Annotated in this window: 23 protein-coding genes; 19 read left to right on the top strand and 4 right to left on the bottom strand. The window is 67.5% G+C overall.

Features of this window, described 5'->3' with window-relative positions:
• The 10 genes from BFF94_RS15940 to BFF94_RS15895 all read left to right on the top strand — a co-directional run.
• Nucleotides 1–682: aminotransferase class III-fold pyridoxal phosphate-dependent enzyme (locus BFF94_RS15940; protein ID WP_219139536.1), on the top strand; the 682-nt coding region annotated here is incomplete at its 5' end.
• A gap of 62 nt (nucleotides 683–744) precedes the next feature.
• Entirely contained in the window at nucleotides 745–1,863 is a 1,119-nt protein-coding gene (locus BFF94_RS15935; protein WP_128849213.1) for a polyamine ABC transporter substrate-binding protein, read from the top strand.
• Nucleotides 1,864–2,049: 186 nt separating this feature from the next.
• Nucleotides 2,050–3,204: an ABC transporter ATP-binding protein gene (locus BFF94_RS15930; protein ID WP_219139535.1), complete on the top strand. Its 1,155-nt coding sequence runs from the start codon at nucleotides 2,050–2,052 to the stop codon at nucleotides 3,202–3,204.
• A gap of 10 nt (nucleotides 3,205–3,214) precedes the next feature.
• Entirely contained in the window at nucleotides 3,215–4,198 is a 984-nt protein-coding gene (locus tag BFF94_RS15925) for an ABC transporter permease subunit (protein WP_219139534.1), read from the top strand.
• The gene (locus BFF94_RS15920) at nucleotides 4,195–5,163 is read left to right on the top strand and encodes an ABC transporter permease subunit (protein ID WP_246637329.1); all 969 of its coding nucleotides are present in this window, start codon (nucleotides 4,195–4,197) and stop codon (nucleotides 5,161–5,163) included. Before BFF94_RS15925 ends, BFF94_RS15920 begins: the two co-directional genes overlap by 4 nt.
• Nucleotides 5,160–6,725, top strand: coding sequence for a DUF3138 family protein (locus BFF94_RS15915; protein ID WP_219139533.1), 1,566 nt, complete (start codon nucleotides 5,160–5,162; stop codon nucleotides 6,723–6,725). Before BFF94_RS15920 ends, BFF94_RS15915 begins: the two co-directional genes overlap by 4 nt.
• 26 nt (nucleotides 6,726–6,751) lie before the next feature.
• Entirely contained in the window at nucleotides 6,752–8,044 is a 1,293-nt protein-coding gene (locus tag BFF94_RS15910; RefSeq protein ID WP_128846448.1) for an NAD(P)/FAD-dependent oxidoreductase, read from the top strand.
• A 71-nt stretch (nucleotides 8,045–8,115) separates the two neighbouring features.
• On the top strand, nucleotides 8,116–8,496 hold the full coding sequence (locus BFF94_RS15905) for a cupin domain-containing protein (RefSeq protein ID WP_128846451.1): 381 nt from the start codon (nucleotides 8,116–8,118) through the stop codon (nucleotides 8,494–8,496).
• A 45-nt stretch (nucleotides 8,497–8,541) separates the two neighbouring features.
• Nucleotides 8,542–9,957 (top strand): amidase family protein, encoded by a 1,416-nt coding sequence (locus BFF94_RS15900; RefSeq protein WP_219139532.1) that lies wholly within the window; start codon nucleotides 8,542–8,544, stop codon nucleotides 9,955–9,957.
• 25 nt (nucleotides 9,958–9,982) lie between these two features.
• Entirely contained in the window at nucleotides 9,983–11,473 is a 1,491-nt protein-coding gene (locus BFF94_RS15895; RefSeq protein ID WP_219139531.1) for an aldehyde dehydrogenase, read from the top strand.
• 71 nt (nucleotides 11,474–11,544) lie between these two features.
• Here the strand turns inward: BFF94_RS15895 and BFF94_RS15890 are convergent, their stop codons facing one another.
• Nucleotides 11,545–13,398, bottom strand: a complete 1,854-nt coding sequence (locus BFF94_RS15890) for an ABC transporter ATP-binding protein (RefSeq protein WP_128844669.1) — start codon at nucleotides 13,396–13,398, stop codon at nucleotides 11,545–11,547.
• 98 nt (nucleotides 13,399–13,496) lie between these two features.
• Complete coding sequence (locus BFF94_RS15885) at nucleotides 13,497–14,546, bottom strand: alpha/beta hydrolase family protein (RefSeq protein WP_372454204.1); 1,050 nt, start codon at nucleotides 14,544–14,546, stop codon at nucleotides 13,497–13,499.
• A 157-nt stretch (nucleotides 14,547–14,703) separates the two neighbouring features.
• On the opposite strand from BFF94_RS15885, the gene BFF94_RS15880 reads away from it, so the two are divergent.
• The 7 genes from BFF94_RS15880 to BFF94_RS15850 all read left to right on the top strand — a co-directional run bounded on the left by BFF94_RS15880 (nucleotide 14,704) and on the right by BFF94_RS15850 (nucleotide 19,634).
• Nucleotides 14,704–15,300, top strand: coding sequence for a TetR/AcrR family transcriptional regulator (locus BFF94_RS15880; protein ID WP_128844667.1), 597 nt, complete (start codon nucleotides 14,704–14,706; stop codon nucleotides 15,298–15,300).
• A 147-nt stretch (nucleotides 15,301–15,447) separates the two neighbouring features.
• On the top strand, nucleotides 15,448–16,014 hold the full coding sequence (locus BFF94_RS15875; RefSeq protein WP_128844665.1) for a TetR/AcrR family transcriptional regulator: 567 nt from the start codon (nucleotides 15,448–15,450) through the stop codon (nucleotides 16,012–16,014).
• Between the two features lie 225 nt (nucleotides 16,015–16,239).
• On the top strand, nucleotides 16,240–16,665 hold the full coding sequence (locus BFF94_RS15870; protein WP_128844662.1) for an organic hydroperoxide resistance protein: 426 nt from the start codon (nucleotides 16,240–16,242) through the stop codon (nucleotides 16,663–16,665).
• A gap of 56 nt (nucleotides 16,666–16,721) precedes the next feature.
• A complete protein-coding gene (locus BFF94_RS15865; RefSeq protein WP_128844660.1) occupies nucleotides 16,722–17,756 on the top strand; it encodes an alpha/beta hydrolase in 1,035 nt (344 codons plus the stop codon).
• Between the two features lie 241 nt (nucleotides 17,757–17,997).
• Nucleotides 17,998–18,369 carry a CidA/LrgA family protein gene (locus BFF94_RS15860; RefSeq protein ID WP_219139530.1) on the top strand — a complete coding sequence of 124 codons (372 nt, stop codon included), beginning with the start codon at nucleotides 17,998–18,000 and terminating at the stop codon, nucleotides 18,367–18,369.
• The gene (locus BFF94_RS15855) at nucleotides 18,366–19,100 is read left to right on the top strand and encodes an LrgB family protein (RefSeq protein WP_219139529.1); all 735 of its coding nucleotides are present in this window, start codon (nucleotides 18,366–18,368) and stop codon (nucleotides 19,098–19,100) included. Before BFF94_RS15860 ends, BFF94_RS15855 begins: the two co-directional genes overlap by 4 nt.
• Before the next feature lie 228 nt (nucleotides 19,101–19,328).
• The gene (locus BFF94_RS15850) at nucleotides 19,329–19,634 is read left to right on the top strand and encodes a hypothetical protein (RefSeq protein ID WP_128847026.1); all 306 of its coding nucleotides are present in this window, start codon (nucleotides 19,329–19,331) and stop codon (nucleotides 19,632–19,634) included.
• An 81-nt stretch (nucleotides 19,635–19,715) separates the two neighbouring features.
• Here the strand turns inward: BFF94_RS15850 and wrbA are convergent, their stop codons facing one another.
• Both wrbA and BFF94_RS15840 read right to left on the bottom strand, forming a co-directional pair.
• On the bottom strand, nucleotides 19,716–20,318 hold the full coding sequence (wrbA, locus tag BFF94_RS15845) for an NAD(P)H:quinone oxidoreductase (RefSeq protein WP_128847023.1): 603 nt from the start codon (nucleotides 20,316–20,318) through the stop codon (nucleotides 19,716–19,718).
• 61 nt (nucleotides 20,319–20,379) lie between these two features.
• Nucleotides 20,380–21,105, bottom strand: coding sequence for a pirin family protein (locus tag BFF94_RS15840; protein ID WP_128847021.1), 726 nt, complete (start codon nucleotides 21,103–21,105; stop codon nucleotides 20,380–20,382).
• 128 nt (nucleotides 21,106–21,233) lie between these two features.
• Here BFF94_RS15840 and BFF94_RS15835 point away from each other — a divergent pair, with 128 nt between their 5' ends.
• Both BFF94_RS15835 and BFF94_RS15830 read left to right on the top strand, forming a co-directional pair.
• On the top strand, nucleotides 21,234–22,151 hold the full coding sequence (locus tag BFF94_RS15835; RefSeq protein WP_128847018.1) for a LysR family transcriptional regulator: 918 nt from the start codon (nucleotides 21,234–21,236) through the stop codon (nucleotides 22,149–22,151).
• Nucleotides 22,152–22,245: 94 nt separating this feature from the next.
• Nucleotides 22,246–23,367 carry a Fic family protein gene (locus BFF94_RS15830; RefSeq protein WP_201260438.1) on the top strand — a complete coding sequence of 374 codons (1,122 nt, stop codon included), beginning with the start codon at nucleotides 22,246–22,248 and terminating at the stop codon, nucleotides 23,365–23,367.
• Nucleotides 23,368–23,503: the final 136 nt, after the last annotated feature.

The following is a 23,503-nucleotide window of genomic DNA, read 5'->3' as shown; positions in this document are numbered from 1 at the left end:
CGCGGGCGGCGTGATCTTCCCGCCGTCGACGTACTGGCCGGAAATCCAGCGGATCTGCCGCAAGTACGACATCCTGCTCGTCGCCGACGAAGTGATCGGCGGCTTCGGCCGCACCGGCGAATGGTTCGCACACCAGCACTTCGGCTTCGAGCCGGACCTGATCACGATGGCCAAGGGCCTCACGTCGGGCTATGTGCCGATGGGGGCGGTCGGCATTCACGAGCGGGTGGCGCGGCCGATCATCGACAACGGCGAATTCAACCACGGCCTCACGTACTCGGGTCACCCGGTCGCGGCGGCCGTCGCGGTCGCGAACCTGAAGCTGCTGCGCGACGAAGGGATCGTCGAGCGCGTGAAGACCGACACGGGCCCGTACTTCCAGGCGCTGATGCGCGAAACCTTCGCGCGTCACCCGATCGTCGGCGAAGTGCACGGCCACGGCCTCGTCGCGAGCCTGCAGCTTGCCGAGGCGCCGGCCGAACGCCGCCGCTTCGCGAACGGCGGCGACGTCGGCACGATCTGCCGCGACTTCTGCTTCACCGGCAACCTGATCATGCGCGCGACCGGCGACCGGATGCTGCTGTCGCCGCCGCTCGTGATCTCGCGCCAGGAAATCGATGAACTCGTGTCGAAGGCAAAGAAGGCCGTCGATGCAACCGCCCAGCAACTGGGTATTTCGTAACGGCTTTGCCTACAGGCGTGCGGCAGGCGCCGCACGCCGCCATAACCCAAGGGAATTCCACCATGCGTGCCTGCTTACTTCGCCAAGCCTGCTCTGTTGCCGCCCTTGCCGCCGCGGCAGCGTTCACGTCGGTCGCCAGCCCGTCGGCGCATGCGGCCGACGAGCTGAACGTCTACAACTGGTCCGACTACATCGCGCCGGACACGATCCCGAACTTCCAGAAGCAGACGGGCATCCACGTCAAGTACGACAACTACGACAGCGACGACACGCTTCAGGCGAAGCTGCTTGCCGGCAGTTCGGGTTACGACATCGTCGTGCCGACGTCGAACTACATGGCCAAGCAGATCCAGGCCGGCGTGTACCAGAAGCTCGACAAGTCGAAGATTCCGAACCTCGCGAACCTCGACCCGCTGCTGATGAAGATGATCGCCGACGCCGATCCGGGCAACCAGTACGGCGTGCCCTGGGCCTACGGCACGGACGGCATCGGCTACAACGCGCAGGCGGTGAAGAAGGCGCTCGGCGACAAGGCGCCGGTCGACAGCTGGGCACTGGTGTTCGACCCGGCCAACATGGAAAAGCTGAAGAGCTGCGGCGTGTCGTTCCTCGACCAGGCCGTCGACGTGTTTGCCGCCACGCTGCAATACATGGGCAAGGATCCGAACAGCAAGAACCCCGGCGACTATCAGGCTGCCTTCGAAGTCCTGAAGAAAGTCCGCCCGTACATCACCCAGTTCAACTCGTCGGGCTACATCAACGATCTCGCGAACAACGACGTGTGCGTCGTGCTCGGCTGGTCGGGCGACGTCGGCATCGCGCACCGCCGCTCGGCGGAAGCGAAGCGCTCGTACGACATCAAGTTCTCGAACCCGAAGGAAGGCGGCCTGCTGTGGTTCGACGTGATGGTGATCCCGAAGGATGCGCCGCACCCGGAAGCTGCGCTGGTGTGGATCAACTACGTGTCCGATCCGAAGGTCAACGCGGCGATCACCAACACGGTGTTCTACCCGACCGCGAACAAGGCCGCGCACCCGTTCGTCACGCCGGCCGTCGCGCAGGACCCGACCGTCTACCCGCCTGAAGACGTGCTGAAGAAGATGGTGCTGATGAAGCCGATGCCGGCCGACATCCTGCGCCTCCAGAACCGCCTGTGGGCGCAACTGAAAACCGGCCACTGATCGCCATGCATCACGGCGGCGCAGGTATCGCTCCACGCCTGCCCGCCTGAGATCCGCGGACCTCCGTCCGCTCGCGCGCACCGCGCACTGTTCCATCCGGCACGAGCCGTTGTCCGCGAGTCGCGTTGCGCGCCTCGTGCGGGGACGCTCACGCCTGAAATCCGTGAAGAACGAATGGTGACTCCCATGCAATCGATACCCTCTTCCGCTGCTGCACGACAGACCCAACCGGCCGCCGCGGCCCGTACGCAAAACGACGCCTTCGTGCGCATCGAAAACGTCGTGAAGAAATTCGGCGACAGCACAGCTGTCGACAACGTGAACCTGACGATCGCGAAGAACGAGCTGTTCGCGCTGCTCGGCAGCTCGGGCTGCGGCAAGTCGACGCTCCTGCGCATGCTCGCCGGGCTGGAGACGGCCACCTCCGGCAAGATCTTCGTCGACGGCGAGGACCTCGCGTCGCTGCCGCCGTACCGCCGCCCGGTGAACATGATGTTCCAGTCGTACGCGCTGTTCCCGCACATGTCGGTCGAATCGAACGTCGCGTTCGGCCTGAAGCAGGAAGGCACGCCGAAGAACGAGATCAAGGAACGCGTGGCCGACGCGCTCGCGCTCGTGCAGATGAGCAAGTACGCGCAGCGCAAGCCGCACCAGCTCTCCGGCGGCCAGCAGCAGCGCGTCGCGCTCGCCCGCTCGCTGGTCAAGCGCCCGAAGCTGCTGCTGCTCGACGAGCCGATGTCCGCGCTCGACAAGAAGATCCGCCAGAAGACCCAGCTCGAACTCGTGAACATCATCGAGAAGGTCGACGTGACCTGCGTGATGGTCACGCACGACCAGGAAGAGGCGATGACGATGGCGAGCCGCCTCGCGGTGATGAGCGAAGGCAAGATCGTGCAGATCGGCGCGCCGGGCGAGGTGTACGAGTTCCCGAACAGCCGCTTCTCGGCGGAATTCATCGGCTCGACCAACCTGTTCGAGGGCCGCGTCGTCGAGGACGAGCCCGATCACATCTTCGTCGAAAGCGACGATCTCGAAGCGAGGATGGTTGTGAACCACGGCGTGACCGGCCCGCTCGGCATGCCGGTCGGCATCTCGGTGCGCCCGGAGCGCGTGCACGTGTCGCGCGAGAAGCCGGGCTCGAAGCACAACTGGGCGCGCGGCGTCGTGACCGACATCGCGTACATGGGCAGCTACTCGCTGTATCACGTGCGTTTGCCGAGCGGCAAGACGGTCGTGTCGAACCTGTCGAGCTCGCACCTGATGCACGACAGCGCGCCGGCATGGAACGACGACGTGTTCGTGTCGTGGTCGCCGGCCAGCGGCGTCGTGCTGACCCAGTGAGGACGACATGATGAGAAACCCTGCTTCCACGCCGTCCGCGCCGGTGTCAGTCGCCGCCGCGAGCACCGGCGCCGGCCGGTCGCGCCCGAGCCGCTTCGCCGCGCTGTCGCGCTTCCTGCCGTCCGGCCGCAGCGTCGCGATCGGCGTGCCGTTCCTGTGGCTCGCGGTGTTCTTCGCGCTGCCGTTCGTGCTGGTGCTGAAGATCAGCTTCGCCGACCAGATGCTCGGCATCCCGCCGTACACCGCGCTCGCGCGGGTCGAGGCCGGCACGGTGCAGGTCGTGCTGTCGCTGAAGCATTACGCGCTGCTGTTGCAGGACGACCTGTATCTGAACACCTACGTCAGCTCGCTGAAGATGGCCGCCGCGTCGACGCTGATGTGCCTGCTGGCCGGCTACCCGATCGCGTACTGCATCGCGCGTGCGGCGCCGGCTCGCCGCAACCTGCTGATGATGGCCGTGATGCTGCCGTTCTGGACGTCGTTCCTGATCCGCGTATACGCATGGGTCGGCATCATGAAGGACGACGGGCTGCTGAATCATGCGCTGGCGGCGCTTGGCATGATCGCGACGCCGCTGCGCCTGTATCACACCGACGCGGGCGTCTACATCGGGATGGTCTATTCGTACCTGCCGTTCATGGTGATGCCGCTGTACGCGCACCTCGTCAAGATGGATCTCACGCTGCTCGAGGCCGCGAACGATCTCGGTGCGACGCCGTGGTCCGCGTTCTGGCGCATCACGCTGCCGCTGTCGAAGAACGGCATCGTCGCGGGCAGCCTGCTGGTGTTCATCCCGGCGGTCGGCGAGTACGTGATCCCCGAACTGCTCGGCGGCGCGAACACGCTGATGCTCGGCCGCGTGATGTGGGACGAGTTCTTCAACAACATGGACTGGCCGATGGCGTCCGCGGTGACGGTGACGATGGTGCTGCTGCTGCTCGCGCCGATGGCGCTGCTCCATTACAGCCAGGCCGAAGGGGAGGCGCAGCCATGACCCGCGCGAATCGCATCCTGTCCGCCTGCGTGCTGGGCGCGGGCTTTCTGTTCCTGTACGTGCCGATCGTCAGTCTGGTCGTCTATTCGTTCAACGCGTCGAAGCTCGTGACGGTGTGGTCGGGGTTCTCGCTGAAGTGGTACGGCGCGCTGCTGCACGACGGCGAACTGCTCACGGCCGCGTGGCTGTCGCTGAAGATCGCGCTGCTGACGGCCACCGCATCGGTCGCGATCGGAACCTGGGCCGGTTTCGTGCTGGCCCGCATGGGGCGCTTTCGCGGCTTCACGCTGTATGCCGCGATGATCAATGCGCCGCTGGTGATTCCCGAAGTGATCCAGGGCATCTCGCTGCTGTTGCTGTTCGTCGCGATGCAGCAGACCTTCGGCTGGCCGGCCGGGCGCGGCTGGCTGACGATCTGGATCGGCCACGTGATGCTGTGCCTGTCGTTCGTCGCGGTGATCGTGCAGTCGCGCGTGAAGGAGCTCGATCGCTCGATCGAGGAGGCCGCGCTCGATCTCGGCGCGAGGCCGTGGAAGGTGTTCTTCGTGATCACGCTGCCGCTGATCGCACAGGCGCTGGTGTCCGGCTGGCTGCTCGCGTTCACGGTGTCGATCGACGACGTGATCCTGTCCGCGTTCCTGTCGGGCCCCGGCGCGACGACGCTGCCGCTCGTCGTGTTCTCGCGCGTGCGGCTCGGGCTGAATCCGGAGATGAATGCGCTCGCAACCGTGTTCATCACGGTCGTGACGATCGGCATCGTCGTCGTGAACCGCGCGATGCTGGCCCGCGAGCGGCGGCAGGCGCGCGACGCGCGTGCGCGGCTCGCGGCATCCGCACCGGATGCGCCGGCCTCGCCGCCTGCTTCGTCGCCTGCCTTGCCGCCCGCGCGTTCGCCGGCCGCGCCCCGTTGCACGACCGCGTACCGCATCCCACGAAGTGACGAACGACAAGGAGACATGCGATGAAAAAGAAAATACTCTGCGCGCTGATCGCCGGCGCGCTGCCGGGGTTGGCTGCCGCGAATTCGAGCGCCGACCAGATCAGGGCGCTGCAGCAGCAGCTCGCGGTGTTGCAGCGGCAGATGAACGCGCTGCAATCGCAGCTCGCCGCGAAGCCGGCGGCCGCACCGGTTTCGTCGAACGCGGCGGCCGGTGCGGCGCCGGCCGACCCGTCCGTGCCCGGCTACGGGCAGGCGCCGGCCGTGCTGAGCAACGACGACGTGTCGGAAATCCGGCAGCAGGTCGCGAACCAGCAACTGAAGGTCGACTCGCTGACCGATGCCGCGCGCACGGGCCCGATCGCAGGGCTGTCGGTGACCGGCTACCTCGACCCGACTTACGTGTACAACCGTGGCGGCGGCACGTCGTCGTTCCAGTTCGCGAACCATGAGAACGCCTACACCTATTACAACAGCACGTTCGGCGACGTATTCCTCGACATCAAGAAGACGTTCGGCGTTGGCCCGACCGCGCCGTCCGCGGAAATCACGCTGATGCCGAACCGCGGCGCGGGCCTGTCGATGATGACGGGCAGCGGCGCGAGTGGGCTCAACATCGTGAACACGGCGGTCGTCACGGTGCCGCTGTCGGGCACGACGTCATTCGTCGGCGGGCTGGTGCTCGGCTTCGGCGGCTACGAGTACCAGCAGTCGAACCAGATGCTCGCGCTCACGCACAACCTGTTGTACGACTTCTCCGATCCGGGCTCGTCGATCGGCGCGGGCATCAATTATCAGAGCGCGGACGGCCACTGGGCGTGGAAGTTCTTCGTCGGCAACGAGCAGTTCCGCAGCGCGGGCGCGGTTACGCAGACCGGCGTGAACGCGCTCGGCGACCCGATCACGACGAGCAACAAGGTACCGACCTTTACCGCGCGCGTCGACTACATGCACGGCAGCGCGCTCGACGTCGGCGGCTCGATCAACATCGGCCGCCAGACGCTGGTGAGCGCGATCGATCCGGCGACCGGCAACGTGCGCTACGGCGTGGGCGGCAACGCGCCGAGCGCGTACGGCGCGTTCTTCTTCGGCGAAGCCGACGCAACCTACACGCTCGCCGATGCGCAGTACAACGCGGAGCTCGACTACGGCCAGCAGCAGCACGGCGCGTTCAACGGCGGTCTCGCGCAGTGGTTCGGGCTGTCGTTGCTCGCGCACCGCAAGTTCAATGCGCCGGTGGTCGGCCGGATGGGCGCGACGCTGCGCTACGACCTGCTCGTGAACCGGAAGAACGGCGGCGGCGGTTCGTCGATCGGCCTGAACGGCAACGGGATGGATCCGAACAACGGCTTCGGCATCGATGCGGACTGCCTCGCGATGTCGAAGGCGAACGGCGGCGTCGGCTTCGAGTGCACGGGCGCGACGCGGCAGGCCGCCGCGTTCGACCTGCTGTTCTACCCGACCCAGCAAGTGACGGTGAAGGTCGAGTACCGGCACGACTGGGCGAGCAACAAGGTCTTCCTGCGTCACGACGGGTCGTATGCGAAGTCGAACGACCTTCTCGCCACCCAACTCATCTACGCGTTCTGACGCGACGCCGTTCGCGAGTCTTACTCATGCTCAAGTTCAAGAAGCAGCAACATGTTCAGTCGTACTATGCAGCGACAGTCAACGAGCGCGTGCGCCATCCGTCGCTCGACGGGGCCGTGGCCGCCGACGTCTGCGTGATCGGCGGCGGGCTCACCGGCCTGTCCGCGGCGCTCGATCTCGCCGAGCGCGGCCATTCGGTCGTGCTCGTCGAGGCGTCGAAGATCGGCTGGGGCGCGAGCGGCCGCAACGGCGGCCAGCTGATCGCCGGCTACTCGTGCGACATCGATACGTTTTCCGCCTACCTGCCGGAGGACGACGTGCGGCGCGTCTGGGCGATGGGGCTGGAGTCGGTCGACATCGTCAGGCAGCGGGTCGAGCGTCACGGCATCGATTGCGACCTGACCTTCGGCTACGTGACCGCCGCGAACAAGCCGCGCCATGTCGACGCGCTGCGCAAGTGGCGCGATACCGCGGCGAGCCGCTTCGGCTATCGCGGCTACGAAATCGTCGAGCGCGCCGACATGCCGCGCTTCGTCGCGTCGGACCGTTACCTCGGCGGTCTCCGTTACGAAGGCAGCGGCCACCTGCATCCGTTGAACTACACGCTCGGCCTCGCGCGCGCGGCGCGCGACGCCGGCGTGACGATCCACGAGGACACGCCCGCGCTCTCGCTCGATCGAACGGCGCAGCATCATCGCGTCACATGCGCGCGCGGGCACGTGGACGCCAGCTACGTCGTGCTGGCCTGCAATGCATACCTGGGGCAGCTTGCGCCGGCGCTCGCGCGCAAGATCATCCCGGTGGCGACCTACCTGATCGCGACCGAGCCGCTCGGCGGCACGCGCGCGGCCGAAACGATGCCGGCCGATGCGGCGATCAGCGACTGCAATTCGGCGCTCGACTATTTCCGGCTGACGCGCGATCGCCGGCTGCTGTGGGGCGGCAAGGCCAGCAGCTCGACGCGCACGCCGCGCGACCTCGTGGCCGCGATGCGGCGCGACATGCTGAAGACGTTCCCGCAGCTTGCCGACGTGCGGATCGACTACGCATGGGGCGGCCTGATCGACGCGACGATGAATCGCGCGCCGCATTTCGGCCGGCTCGAGCCGACCGTGTACTTCGCGCAGGGATTTTCCGGGCATGGCGTCAACGTGACGGGCCTCGCGGGGCGGCTGATCGCGGAAGCGATCGATGCGCAGGCCGCGCGCTTCGACCTGTTCGGCCGGATTCGTCATCGCGACTTCCCGGGCGGACGCCTGTTGCGCACGCCGCTGCTCGCGCTCGCGATGGCGTGGCACCGGACGATGGACCTGCTTTGACCCGCGCAGGCCGGCCCGCCCGGCCGCGCGGCACCGCAACGTTTCGACACACTCATGCCCAGGAGGCACTCATGACCAACATCACGAATCTCGTCGACCTGATGCGGGCACCGGCCAAGCTCACGCAAAGCCGCGTGCCGAGCGGACTGCTGCTCGACGGCGACCCGGTGCAGACGCTGTCGCATCATTACATCAGCCCGTGCGGGCAGTTCAGTTGCGGGATCTGGGCATGCACGCCCGGCCGCTGGACGATCGCCTACGACGAGTCGGAGTACTGCGAAATGCTGAGCGGCGTCGCGATCGTGCGCGACGCGGACGGCCGCGAACGCGTGCTGCGCGCCGGCGACCGGTTCGTGATCCCGCCGGGTTTTCGCGGCACGTGGGAAGTCGTCGAGACGTGCCGCAAGATCTATGCGTCGCACGCCCCGCAGGCCGGGCAGCCGCGCGCGTAGCGCGGCCGAGTCAACCCACCCATCGAGATCAACGAGGAGCAACCCATGACCCAGGAATTGTGGCGTCTCAGCGCGGCCGAGATGGCCGCGCATGTCGCGCGGCGCGACGTGTCGGCAACCGAACTCACGCGCAGCTGCCTGCAGCGGCTTGAAGCAGTGAACCCCGTCATCAACGCGATCGTCGACGTGATGGCCGACAGCGCGTTGCAGGCAGCGTCGGAAGCCGATGCGGCGATCGCGCGCGGCGCATCGCTCGGCCCGCTGCACGGCGTGCCGGTGACCGTGAAGATCAACGTCGACACGGCCGGATGCGCGACGACCAACGGCGTGCGCGCGTTTTCGGGCCTGATCGCACAGGAGGACAGCCCGGTGACCGCGAACCTGCGCAAGGCCGGCGCGATCGTGATCGGGCGCAGCAACGCGCCGGCGTTTTCATACCGCTGGTTCACCGACAACGAGCTGCACGGCCGCACGTCGAATCCGTGGGATCCGTCGCTGACGCCGGGCGGCTCCAGCGGCGGCGCGGCTGCGGCGGTGGCCGCCGGCATCGGCGCGATCGCGCACGGCAACGATCTCGGCGGCTCGATCCGCTATCCGGCCTATGCATGCGGCGTCGCCGGGCTGCGGCCGAGCACCGGGCGCGTGCCCGCCTACAACCCGACGCAGTCGAAGGATCGCACGCTCGCCGTGCAGCTCGCGTCCGTGCAGGGGCCGCTCGCGCGCACGGTCGGCGATCTGCGCCTCGCGCTCGACGCGATGGCGGCCGGCGACGCGCGCGACGCATGGTGGATGCCGGTCACGCCGGCCGCGCGCGATGCCGCGTTCCCCGTGCGCGTCGCTGTATGCCCGGCGCTGCCGGGCGTGCCGTCCGATCCGGCGGTGGTCGACGCGATCCGGCAGGCCGCGCGCTGGCTCGAGGACGCCGGCTGCATCGTCGACGAGGCGGAGCCGCCGCGGATCGCCGAAGCGTGCGAACTGTGGCTGGATCTGGTGACCAACGAAGCGCGCAGCGGGCTCGGCGACGTGATCATGCAGCACGGCGACGCGGCGATCCGCACCGCGTTCGCGAGCCAGCGCAATCTGGCCGCGCCGCTGGACCTCGCCGGCTACATGAACGGCCTCGCGCGGCGCACCGCGCTGCTGCGCGACTGGCAGCAATTCTTCGCGCGCTATCCGCTGCTGCTGATGCCCGTGTCGTGCGCGCAGCCGTTCGCGATCGACGCCGACCTGCGCGGCGACGACGCGATGCGCGACATCGTCGACCGGCAGGGGCCGCTGCTCGCGACCGCGCTGCTCGGGCTGCCTGGGCTGTCGGTGCCGACCGGTATCCGCGACGGCGTGCCGACCGGCGTGCAGCTCGTCGCCGGACGCTTCCAGGAGGCGCTGTGTCTCGCCGCGGGCGAAGCGATCGAGGCGCGCGCGGGCATCTTCACGCCGATCGATCCGGTTCGCGGATCGTGACGCGCGACTTTTCACGAGGAAACGCATGAATCAACCGACATTCGAAGACTGGCAGGCCCGCGCGGCCGTGCTGCGGATCGAAGGGCGCGCATTCGTCGACGGCGAAGCGCGCCATGCGCAAGCCGGCGCGACCTTCGCCTGCGTGAGCCCGATCGACGGCTGCGTGCTCGCGCACGTGGCCGATTGCGGCACCGGCGACGTCGACTTCGCGGTCGCGGCCGCGCGCCGCGCGTTCGACGCGCAGGTCTGGGCCGGCATGAATCCGCGTGCCCGCAAGGCCGTGCTGCAGCGCTGGGCCGCGCTGATGCGCGAGCACCTCGACGAGCTCGCGCTGCTCGAGACGCTCGACACCGGCAAGCCGATCGCCGATACCACGGCGATCGACGTGCCGGCCGCCGCGCATTGCGTCGACTGGTATGCGGAAGCGATCGACAAGGTCGGTGGCGAGGTCGCGCCGGCCGACCGTCATCTCGTCGGGCTCGTCACGCGCGAGCCGATCGGCGTCGTCGCGGCCGTCGTGCCGTGGAATTTCCCGCTGCTGATGGCCGCGTGGAAATTCGCGCCGGCGCTCGCGGCCGGCAACAGCGTGGTGCTCAAGCCGTCGGAGAAATCGCCGCTGACCGCGATCCGCGTCGCGCAGCTCGCGTGCGACGCCGGCGTGCCGCCGGGCGTGTTCAGCGTCGTGCCGGGCGGCGCGGAGCCGGGCAGGGCGCTGGCGCTGCATCGCGAGGTCGACTGCATCGCGTTTACCGGGTCGACGCGCACCGGGCAGCAGATCATGGCGTGCGCCGCGCAGTCGAATCTGAAGCGCGTATGGCTCGAACTCGGCGGCAAGTCGCCGAACATCGTGCTGCCCGATTGCCCCGATCTCGACCGTGCCGCGCAGGCGGCCGCCGACGCGATCTTCTTCAACATGGGCGAAGTGTGCACGGCGGGTTCGCGCCTGCTCGTGCATCGCGACATCAAGGATGCATTCGTCGCGAAGCTGGTCGACGCGTCGCGGCGCTTCGCGCCCGGGCATCCGCTCGACCCTTCGGTGACGATGGGGGCGATCGTCGATCGCGCGCAGCTCGATCGCGTGATGGGCTATATCGGCCTCGGACGCGACGAGGGCCGCCTCGTGACGGGCGGCGCGCGCGTGCGCGAGGAGACGGGTGGGTTCTATGTCGAGCCGACGGTATTCGAGGTGAAGCCAGATGCGAAGATTGCGCGGGAGGAGATCTTCGGGCCCGTGCTGTCGGTGATCGCATTCGACGACGTCGACGAAGCCGTTCGCATTGCCAACGACACCGAGTACGGGCTCGCGGCGGCTGTATGGTCGGCCGATCTCTCGACCGCGCATGGGGTTGCGCGGCGCCTTCGTGCAGGCACCGTGTGGGTCAACTGCTACGGCGACGGCGGCGACGACATGAACTTCCCGTTCGGCGGCTACAAGCAGTCGGGCAACGGCCGCGACAAGTCGCTGCATGCGCTCGACAAGTACACCGAGCTCAAATCGACGATCGTGCGGTTGTAGGGTCGTCGTGTCCGGCGCGACGCGCGGCCTGGGCAACGAGGCCGCGCGTCGCGCGCATCCTGCTGAGCGGCTTACTGCTCCGCGCCCTCCGCATCCGCCGTTTCGCCGAGGAACCCGCCGCTCTGGTGCGCCCACAGCGCCGCATAAATGCCGCCCGCCTGCAGCAACTGCTGGTGCGTGCCTTCCTCGACGATGCGCCCTTCGTCGAGCACGATCAGCCGGTCCATCGCCGCGATCGTCGACAGCCGGTGCGCGATCGCGATCACCGTCTTGCCGCTCATCAGCGTGTCGAGGCTGCGCTGGATCGCGACTTCGACCTCGGAATCGAGCGCGCTGGTCGCTTCGTCGAGCACGAGGATCGGCGCGTTCTTGAGCATCACGCGCGCGATCGCGACGCGCTGCCGCTGGCCGCCCGACAGCTTTACGCCGCGCTCGCCGACCTCGACGTCGTAGCCGCTGCGGCCGTGGCGATCGCGCAGCCGGTCGATGAACTCGGACGCCTCGGCGCGCACGGCCGCATGCTGCATCTCGTGCTCGGTCGCGTCGGGGCGCCCGTACAGCAGGTTCTCGCGCATCGTCCGGTGCAGCAGCGACGTATCCTGCGTGACCATACCGATCGCGCTGCGCAGGCTGTCTTGCGTCACGTGCGCGATGTCCTGCCCGTCGATCCGGATCGTGCCGCCGCCCACGTCGTAGAAACGCAGCAGCAGGTTCACGAGCGTCGACTTGCCGGCGCCCGAGCGGCCGATCAGGCCGATCCGCTCGCCCGGACGGATCGTCAGGTTCAGCCCGTCGAACACCGCGCGATCGTTGTCCTCGTGCGCGAACTGCACGTTGTCGAACACGATCTCGCCGCGCTGTACCGTGAGCGGCTTCGCGTCGGGCGCGTCGACCACGCTGTGCACCTTCGTCAGCGTGTTGATGCCGTCCTGGATCGTGCCGACGTTCTCGAACAGCTCGGTCATCTCCCACATGATCCAGTGCGAGTAGCTCGACAGGCGCAGCGCCATCGCGATCACGGCCGCGACGACGCCCGCGCTCGCGTCGCCGTGCATCCACAGATACAGCGCGAGCCCGGCCGAACCGACCAGCAGCAGCGTCGACAGCAGATGGTTGACGACCTCGAACGCGCTGACGAGCCGCATCTGCGTGTCGCCGGTCGCCTTGAACGCTTCCATCGCGCGCCGTGCGTGGTCGGCTTCCCGCCGCGTGTGCGAGAACAGCTTCACGGTCGTGATGTTCGAATACGCATCGGTGATGCGGCCCGTCATCAGCGCGCGCGCATCGGCCTGCCGGCTGCCGACGGCACCCAGGCGCGGCACGAAATACGCGCATGCCGCGCCGTAGCTGAGCGCCCACAGCACGAGCGGAATCATCAGCCGCCAGTCGAAGCTCGCCGCCAGCACGAGAATGCCGATCAGGTAGGCGGTGACGCCGATCACGACGTCGACCGACATGAACAGCGCGTCGCGCACCGCGAGCGCGGTCTGCATGATCTTGGTCGTCACGCGGCCCGCGAACTCGTTCGCGTAGAACGACAGGCTCTGGTCGAGCATCAGCCGGTGAAACAGCCAGCGCAGCCGCATCGGGAAGTTGACCGCGAGCACCTGGTGCTTGACCATCGTATGCAGGGCAATCAGCGGCGCGCTGCCGGCGAGGATCGCCGCGAAACCGGCGAGCGCGCCGAAGTGGCGGCCGCCGAATTCCGCCGGCGTCGCGGACGACAGCCAGTCGACCACGCGGCCCATCATCGCGAACAGCGCGGCTTCGTACGCGGCCAGCGCGGCCGACGTCAGCGCGATCAGCAGGATCCAGCCGCGCGCGCCTTTCGTGCACGCCCAGACGAACGAGAAGAATCCCCGCGGCGGCGTGACGGGATCTTCGAGCGGGAAAGTCGGCAGGCGCCGTTCAAACCACGAATACATTGAGACCTCTCCTTGATGCGGCCACGTCGATCGGCGCGGCCCGTATTGCCCGTTTCAGGCGCGGCGCCATGGGTGGCGGCGCCGTATTGCACATGTGTTCACTGCGACCGGATCCACGCCTCGATCGGGCCGAGCGTACCCGGCGCATACGCGCGGCGCCCGAGCGCCATGTAAAGCCACGTCTTCCACTTCGGCCAGTCGGACTCGAGCTGGTAGTCGAACCAGCCGGCGCGCAGCAACGCATGCGTCGCGCCGGGCACGACTACCGCGCGCCGGTCGGGCCGGTGCGCGAACGCGTGCGCATAAGCGTTCGCCTCGTCGGCCGGATCGACGTTGCGATCCAGCGCGCCCCACACGGCCAGCACGGGCCCCTGCATCGTCGCGAGCGCCTGCGATGCGTCTTCCAGGTAGTTGCGCGCGATGAAGCCGAAGCGGTGCGGCTCGATGTCGGGGCGGCGGCGCGGATCGGCCGGCATGTCCGCTTGACCGAAGATCGCGTCGTTGCTGCGTCGCTCGGCGGCCAGTGTCGCATCGATTCGATCCGGCTGCAGGCCGGTTGCCTGGAGCTGCTGTCGCGTCAGGTAAGTGCCTTGCCGGCGCCAGCTGACGGCGCCGCCGACGATCACCGAGAATGCGGGCCGCACGGCATTCGCGACGCGCGGAACGACCCAGCCGCCCTGCGAGAAGCCGAGCAAGCCGATCTTGTGCGCGGGCCCGGCGGCGGCGCGCACGCGTGCCATTGCCGCGATCGTTTCGTTCGCGCGATCCTGCATCGATTGCGCGAGCCAGTCGCCGCCGCTGCGGCCGGTGCCTTGCTTGTCCCATGCGAACACGCCGATGCCGGCATCGAGCAGGCTGTTGACGAGCGGCAGCATCGCGTCGTCCGAGAAGCGCGTGCGCGGCCCGTCGCCGTGGACGAGCAGCACGATCGGCGCGTCGGGCGCACCGGCCGGCAGCGCGAGCGTGCCGACGAGGCCGGCGTCGCCGGCGCGGAACGTGAGCGTCGACGCGTTCGTGTCTTTCAACTCGAAATCGGACAGGCCGCGCAACGCAAGCCCGCCGGCCGCGACGAGCACGAGCACGAGCACGAGCACGAGCACGAGCACGAGCAGTGCGAGTGCGACGCCGGCAATGACGATTCGTTTCAAGGGGCCCTCTGACCGGTGGTGTGAATCGGATAATGCAAACCCGCAGGCGGCACATGCATGAGCACGGTGCCTTGACGCCTGCGGGCCGTCGCGATGATAATAGATCGACTGATCAGTCTAATAAAGATTTGAGCCATCGTCGAGCCCGGAGTTCCCGTTGAGAAAGATCGATCCTGAAAGAGTGGAAGCGAAGCGGCGCCAGATCCTGGATGCCGCGATCGACTGTTTTGCGCGCGACGGCTTCCATGCGACGTCCACCGCCGCGATCTGCAAGGCGGCCGGGATGAGCCCCGGCAACCTGTTTCACTATTTCCCGACGAAGGCGGCGATCATTGAGGCGGTCGCACAGGACGACCAGCGCGAGATGGCCGAGCTGTTCGCGCGGCATGCGGACGCCGACGATGCGCTGACCGCGATCGAGGGCATCGCGCTGGCGTTGATGGAGCTGTCGAGCGATCCCGTCTATGCGCGCATCTGCGTCGAGACCGCGGCCGAGGCGACGCGCAATCCGGATGTCGCCGCGCTGTTCGCGGCGAACGAGGCGCAGGTGAAAGGGCGAATGGTCGCGCTGATCAAGCGCGGGGTGGCTCAGGGGACGATCGACGGGAGCCTTAAGCCCGATCTCGTCGCAACCTGGCTGCTGGCGCTTGCGGAAGGCGCGGTCGGGCGCGTGGTGTTCGAGCCGGGGTTCAAGCCGCGCGCGCATCGCGCGATGTTGCGGACGATCATTCAGCGGATGTTGCGGCCGCAGTGACGGGATGACGCTGACTTGTCGATTCGTGCGGGGCACCCGCCGGGCGAGCGTTGGCGGCGGAGCCCGATCGAAGGGCATCGGAAGCATCGCATCGCGCCCCCAAAAAACTGCTTGACTGTCTATCTACGAGTAGATAAAGTTCGATCCATGGAAACGAAACCGACCGTCCGCGAACAGATTCTCGACCACGCGATCACGTTGATGATGCTGCGCGGTTACAACGGCTTCAGCTATCGAGACCTGTCCGACCTGGTGGGCGTGAAGACGTCGAGCATCCACTACTATTTCCCGTCGAAGGACGATCTCGTGCTGGAAGCCGTGGCGGCCTACAGCGGCGAAGTCGTCGCGGCCATGCGGACGATCGATCCGGCATTGCCGGCCGACGTGAAGCTGAGCCTGTACACGAAGATGTTCGGCCGGACGCTCGGCGACGGCAACCTGATCTGCCTGTGCGGGATGCTCGCGGCCGACATCGAAACGTTGCCGGAGAACGTGCGGCAGGCCGTGCAGGCGTTCTTCAAGGCCAACGAGCGCTGGCTGGCGGAATTGCTGGCGCAGGGTGCGAAGGAAGGCACGCTGCAGTTCAGCGGCGAGCCCGAAACGGCGGCGCGCACGTTGTACGCGGCGTTCCAGGGCAGCGTGTTGGCCAGCCGGCTGTTTCACACGCGGGCGCGTCTCGAGGATGTCGAGGCCGTCTGGAAAACGCGGTCTTGACGGACGGCGCAAGCGGTCGGGCGGTTCGCCGCCTTTTTATTGAATCTCGTTGTCTATCTTTCGATAGATAGATAAATGGTGCAGGTGGTCAATCCATCTGCATTTTTTTGGGGATATTTATCTATCTATGAGTAGATAAATAAGCGCGGTGCCAGCGGAGAAGCAGCCGGCACGCGCTCCCCGGTTCGAAGGTTGTTTCACTCACTCGTTGAAAAGGAGTCTGTCATGTCGATCGAAAACGTGCTGTACCGCGCCCATGCAAAAGCCACCGGCGGCCGTGACGGCCGTGCGACCGTGCCCGAAAGCGGCCTCGACCTGAAGCTGACCACGCCGCGCGAACTCGGCGGTGCGGGCGGCGCAGGCGCGAATCCCGAGCAACTGTTTGCCGCCGGCTACAGCGCGTGCTTCATCGGCGCGATGAAGTTCGTCGCCGCCCGCGACAAGATCGCGATGCCCGCGGACGCCGCCATCGAAGGCAGCGTCGGCATCGGCGCGATCCCGAACGGTTTCGGCATCGAAGTCGAACTGAAGATCTCGCTGCCGGGCCTCGATCGCGACACCGCACAGACGCTGATCGACCGTGCGCACGTCGTCTGCCCGTATTCGAACGCGACGCGCGGAAACATCGACGTGACGCTCACGCTCGCCTGATCGATCGCACTGCGAATCATCCATCGTCGTTCACCGCAAAACCAAGGAGTTGCACCATGAAGATCGTCAAGCCGCTGCTGATCGCCGCCGCCGTCGCAGCCGCGCTGTCCACCGCACCTGCCGCATTCGCCGCCGGCGCCGATACCGTCCGTCCCGATACGGTGACGAGCGGGTTCCTCGCCGCGCTGAACGGCCAGAAGGGCCCGGGTCTCGAAACGTTGAGCCCCGCGAAGGCACGCCAGGTGCTGGTCGACGCGCAGAACGGCGGGAAGGTCGATCTGTCGGGCATCGACGTGTCGAACCGCACGATCGAACAGGACGGCCTGTCGGTGCCGGTCACGATCGTCCGCCCGCAGGGCGCGACGGGTACGCTGCCGGTGTTCATGTTCTTCCACGGCGGCGGCTGGATTCTCGGCGATTTCCCGACGCATGAACGCCTCGTGCGCGATCTCGTCGTGCAATCGGGCGCCGTCGCGGTGTTCGTGAACTACACGCCGTCGCCGGAAGCGCATTACCCGGTCGCGATCAACCAGGCGTATGCGGCGACGAAGTGGGTGGCCGCGCACGGCGCCGAGATCGGCGTCGACGGCAGCCGCCTCGCGGTGGTCGGCAACAGCGTCGGCGGGAACATGGCAGCCGTCGTGTCGCTGATGGCGAAGGACAAGGGTGGCCCGGCGATTCGCTTCCAGGGCCTGCTGTGGCCTGTCACGGATCACGACTTCAACACGGGCTCGTACAACGCGTATCAGCAGGATCACTTCCTGACGCGGCCGATGATGAAGTGGTTCTGGGACGCCTATACGAAGAACGAAGCGCAACGCAACGAGATCTACGCGTCGCCGCTGCGCGCGAGCGTCGCGCAGTTGAAGGGCCTGCCGCCCGCGCTGATCCAGGTCGCGCAGTTCGACGTGCTGCGCGACGAGGGCGAAGCGTACGGCCGCAAGCTCGATGCGGCCGGCGTGGAAGCGACGATCACGCGCTACGACGGCACGATCCATGATTTCGGTTTGCTGAACGCACTGGCCGCGGATGCGCCGACGAAGGCCGCGATGAAGGCAATGGCGAATGAAATCGCGACGCGGTTGAAGTAACGCGGCGGATGGTCGTTCGAACGTGAGCGACAAGGCGGCGGGCGCATGCCCGCCGTTTTTGCATCAAGGTGACGGGCGAGCCGACGCGCCCGCAGGTCCGGCAAGCGTGTCAGATCCCGCGCCCTAGGCGAAGTTGGTACGATCACGCGTATCGTTCACGCCGGCGCCTCAAGCCGCCGGCCATCGGTCGCACGGCCGCTCGGCTGCACGGCATCGCGGCCACGTTCGGGAGAAGCGGTTCATGCTGCAGGCGTTCGCGGTCTTGTTGATTTTCCAGTGTCTCGGGGAAGGCGTGTCCTACCTGTTCGGGCTGCCGGTGCCGGGCCCGGTGATCGGCATGCTGCTGCTGTTCGGCTTCGTGATGCTGCGCCCGCAGGTGGCCGACGCGATCGAGCCGACCGCGCTCGAGCTGCTGCGCCACCTGTCGCTGCTGTTCGTGCCGGCCGGCGTCGGCATCATGGTGTCGGCCGACCGCGTGCGCGGCGACGCGGTCGCGGTCGTCGTCGCGCTGGCCGTCAGCACCACGCTTGCGATCGCCGTGACGGCGCTCGTCACGCGCGCGCTGCTGCGGCGCCAGCGGCGCGCGGGCGGCACCGCGGAGGGCACGCAATGACGGCCTTCCCGAAACTCGGCGCGATCTGGGTCTATCTCGCCGCGAGCCCGTTGCTGGGCCTGACCATCACGCTGGTCGCCTACCTGTTCGCGCAGGCCGTCTATGCGCGCTCGCGCTTCAACCCGCTCGCGAACCCCGTGCTGATCGCGGTCGCGGTGATCGTCGCGCTGCTGACGATCACGCATACGCCGTATCCGACGTATTTCGAAGGCGCGCAGTTCGTCCACTTCCTGCTCGGCCCCGCGACCGTCGCGCTCGCGCTGCCGCTGTACCGGCAGTGGCCGAAGCTGCGGCGTACCGCGCTGCCGCTGCTGGTCGGCCTGCTCGCGGGTTCACTGACCGCGATCGTGTCGGCAGTCGGCATCGCCACGCTGTTTGGTGCGTCGCACCAGACGATCGCGTCGCTCGCGCCGAAATCGGCGACGACGCCGATCGCGATGGCCGTCGCCGCGGAGATCGGCGGCATTCCGTCGCTGACCGCCGTGCTCGTGATCTCGACCGGGATCTTCGGCGCCGTCTGCGCACGCGGGATCCTCAACGTGCTGCGGGTCGACGAGCCGGCCGTGCGCGGCTTCGCGCTCGGCGTCGCGTCGCACGGGATCGGCACCGCGCGTGCGTTCCAGGTCGGCGAGGAGGCCGGCGCGTTCGCCGGGCTCGGGATGGGGCTGAACGGCGTGCTGACGGCGTTCGTCGTGCCGATCCTGCTGCCGCTGCTGTCGCGCTGGATCTGAGCGCCGGCCGGGGGTATCGGTTTCCCTGATGGCGCGGACGCGGCGCCGCAACGACGGCGCGCGCGGTGCGCACGTATCGCTGCCGTTATCAGGAGAATTCAGGAACGCACACGGACATTTGCGCAGCGATCGGCTAACGTTGCATCGGCGCCGTTGTCGCAAGCCGTCGCATGCGCGCAGGTGTCCGACCCACAATCATCAATCAACAATCGACAAGGAGGTCCGGTCATGAAGCAGTCTCGCGTGGTTTCGGTGGCAGTAGCAGTAGCGGCGTCGTTCGGTCTGTTGTTGACCGCCGCGCCGGCGGCATACGCGCAGGATCCGGCGTCCGCGCCGACGCAGAAGCAGCTCGACAAGGCGCAGAAGAAGGCGGCGCGCAAGGCGGCCCGCGCGCGGCACGCGTCGGACCTGAAGGCGATCGGCACCGGCAGCGGCTACCGGCTGACCAACGATCAGAGCAACTATCCGCAGAACGCCGTGCAGAAGGCACCTGCGACGAAGGCGGCGCCTGCCGCGCCGGCTTCCGGGCAGTAACGCGGGAGCCCGTGCACAGCGCGAACGGCGCCGGTTCGACCGGCGCCGTTCGTTCGTGTGCGGGGCCGCGAAGCCGCGGCGTCAGGACGCGAGCTTGCTCGCGAGTTCCGCGACGTGCTTGCCCTGGTAGCGCGCGATGTCGAGTTCGTTCGCGCTCGGCTGGCGGCTGCCATCCGCGCCCGCGAGCGTCGTCGCGCCATACGGCGTGCCGCCGGTGATTTCGTTCATGTTGACGAGCCCGCTGCATGCGTACGGCACGCCCACGATCACCATCCCGTGGTGCAGCAGGGTCGAGTGGAACGACGTGATCGTCGTTTCCTGGCCGCCGTGTTGCGTGCCGGTCGACGCGAACACGCTGCCGATCTTGCCGACGAGCGCGCCCTTCATCCACAGGCCGCCGGTCTGGTCGAGGAACGTGCGCATCTGGCCGGCCATGTTGCCGAAGCGGGTCGGCGTGCCGAAGATGATCGCATCGTAGTCGGCGAGTTCGTCCACCGTGGCGACCGGTGCGGCCTGGTCGACCTTCACGCCGATCGCGCGGGCCTGGTCGACGGGAATCGTTTCCGGCACGCGCTTGAGCGCGACCTCGACGCCGGGCACCGATTGCGCGCCTTCCGCGATGTGCTGCGCCATCGTTTCGATGTGCCCGTAGGACGAGTAGTAAAGAACGAGTACCTTGGCCATGTTGCGAATCTCCGATTAAAAGGGCCCCGCGTTCAGCGGGGCCCGGTTTCCCGAACGGACCTTATGCCCATTCGGCCGTCACTTCGACCGGACGCAGGTCGAACACCAGCACTTCGGCATCCTTGCCGTCGGCAAACGTCAGCGCCTGTTCGTCGCGGATGCGCACGCCGTCGCCTTCGCCGAGCGTCGTGCCGTTGACCGTCACGCTGCCGCGTGCCACATGCACGTACGCAAAGCGGTTCGGCGCCAGTGCCAGCGTGGCGCTTTCGTCGCCGTCGAACAGGCCTGCGTAGATCCGCGCGTCCTGCCGGATCTTCAGCGAACCGGCGTCGCCGTCCGGCGATACGATGAGCGCGAGCTTGCCGCGCTTGTCGTCGGCCGCGACATTGGTCTGCTGATAGCGCGGCTCGGCACCCTTTTCGGCCGGCCCGACCCAGATCTGCAGGAAGTGGACCGGCGTTTCCGGCGAGTGGTTGAACTCGCTATGGCGCACGCCCGTGCCCGCGCTCATCAGTTGCACGTCGCCCGGCACGATCACCGAGCCGGTGCCCATCGAGTCCTTGTGTTCCAGCGCGCCGTCGAGCACGTACGACAGGATCTCCATGTCGCGGTGCGGGTGCGTGCCGAAGCCGCGGCCCGGCGCGACGCGGTCGTCGTTGATCACGAGCAGGTCGGAGAAGCCGACTTGCTTCGGATCGTAGAAATTCGCGAACGAAAACGTATGACGGGAGCTGAGCCAGCCATGCTCCGCACGGCCACGTTGGTTTGCTGCACGGATTTCGATCATGATTTTTGTCCTTGAAGTCGCCGGACCTCGGAAGTGGGCCCGGCCGTTCGTTGAGATGAATCTTAGGTCAATCGATTTGACAAATAAATGGCTGTAGAGATAATGACTGTCGCTATGGAGTGGACAATATGGAACTCAACGACCTGAGGATCTTCGTCGCGACAGTCGACGCGGGCAGCTTTACGGCGGCTGCCGACCAGCTGATGCTGTCCAAGCAGTTCGTCAGCCGGCGCACGATGGCGCTGGAGGCCTCGCTCGGCGTGCGGCTTCTGCATCGCAACACGCGCAATCTCGCGGTGACCGAATCGGGGCAGGAGTTTTATGCGCGCGCGCAGCGGATCCTCGCGGAGATCGCCGACGCCGAGCAGGCGATGTCGGTGCGCAGTACCGAGCTGCATGGGTCGCTGAAGATCAGCGCGCCGCTGTCGTTCGGGATCACGCACGTGTCGCCGCTGATCGCCGAATTCCTGTCCGCGCACCCGGCAGTGCGGCTGAACCTCGACCTGACGGACCGGCGCGTCGACCTGATCGGCGAGGGCTTCGATCTCGTGTTGCGGATCGGCTCGCTCGAGGATTCGACGCTGATTGCACGCCCGCTCGGCGCGTGGCGGATGATCGCGTGCGCGAGCCCCGCCTATCTGAAACGGCAGGGCACGCCCGGGACGCCGGCCGATCTCGCCGGCCACACGTGCCTGCTGTACGGGCGTGAGCGGCGCGTCGGCTGGGAATTCCGCGTCGACGGCGCGGCGCGCACGTTCGACGTGCAGGGGCCGCTCGTCGCGAACAACGGCGAAGTCGTGCGCGATGCGGCGATCGCGGGGCTCGGCATCGCGCTGCTGCCGCACTTCATCGTCGGCGCGGCGCTCGACAGCGGCGCGCTCGTGCCGGTGCTCGACGCGTATGCGCCGTCGCCGATCACGCTCAATGCGGTGTTTCCGCAGCATCGGGAAGGGTTCGTCACGCTGCGCACGTTCATCGGGTTTCTCGCGGAGCGGCTCCGGGAGGCTGCGCCAGCGGCGAAGGGCGGGGCGGGCCGGCGGCGGTAGCGGGCGGGTTTGCGGTGAATGGGGTGGCTATTCTCCGCAGAATTTGCGGAGAATAGTGAGGCGTGCGGTGAATTGGTGGGATAATCTCCGCATCATGAGCGGAGATTACACCTACATCTGGGAGTCGGCCGACTGGCCGGCATGGCGCTTCGACCTCCCGGCCCTCGCCACGTCGCTCGCCGACGTCAGCCGTGCGCAAGGCATGCTGGTCGGGCGACTGGCGGATATCGGCCTGTCGCTGCGCGACGAGGCCAGCCTGGCCGCGCTGACGGAGGATGTCGTCAAGACCAGCGCCATCGAGGGCGAAACCCTGAACGTCGCATCGGTCCGATCGTCGATTGCGCGCCGGCTCGGGGTCGATATCGGTGCGCTGGCGCCGGTTGATCGTCACGTGGAAGGCGTGGTCGACATGGTGCTGGATGCGACGACCCATGCGGCGGCGCCGGTTACCGAAGCCCGCCTGTTCGGGTGGCATGCGGCGCTGTTTCCGACCGGCTACTCGGGGATGTCGCGGATCACGGTCGGCGCATGGCGTACGGATGCGAGCGGGCCGATGCAGGTGGTGTCCGGGCCGATCGGCCGGCAGCGCGTGCATTTCGAGGCACCGCCTGCCGCGCGCCTGGCGAACGAGATCGCGCGCTTGCTCGCGTGGCTCAACGCCACGCCGGTCGAGCCGTTGCTGATCCGGGCCGGCCTGGCCCACCTGTGGTTCGTCACGCTCCACCCGTTCGACGACGGCAACGGCCGTATCGCGCGAGCGCTCGGGGATCTGGTCCTGGCGCGCGCCGATCGGAGCCCGCAGCGCTTCTATAGCCTGTCGGCGCAAATCCAGCGCGAGCGCAACGCGTATTACGACGTGCTGGAGCGTACGCAGCGCGGTTCGCTCGACGTCACGGAATGGCTCGCGTGGTTTCTGGACACGCTGGGCCGGGCCATCGATCACGCGCACACGACGCTCGACGCGGTCCTGGTCAAGGCGCGCTTCTGGCAGCGGCGTGCCGGCTTCGCGATGAACGAACGCCAGGTCAAGGTCATGAATCGCTTGCTCGACGGCTTCGAAGGGAAGCTCACGACTACCAAGTGGGCGGCCCTCGCGAAGTGCTCGCAAGACACGGCGCTGCGCGACATCACGGAGCTGGTCGAGCACGGTGTGCTGCGCCGCTCGTCGTCCGGCGGCCGGAGCACCAGTTACGAGCTGGTGCCGTTCGACGGCTGACGCCTGGCGCGTCATCACCGGCTTGTGCCGACCGCAGCGGATTTTCGCCGTGGTTTGCCGTCGATCATTTCCGCTCGCTGAAACGGTTGCGCCGACATCGAACGCCGATTGATCGGCGTCGCGCATTCGGGTTAGG

The sequence above is a fragment of the Burkholderia catarinensis genome (assembly GCF_001883705.2).
Classification (GTDB): domain Bacteria; phylum Pseudomonadota; class Gammaproteobacteria; order Burkholderiales; family Burkholderiaceae; genus Burkholderia; species Burkholderia catarinensis.
Note: the sequence above shows the minus strand (reverse complement) of the source record. Positions and strands in the feature narration are given on the sequence as shown.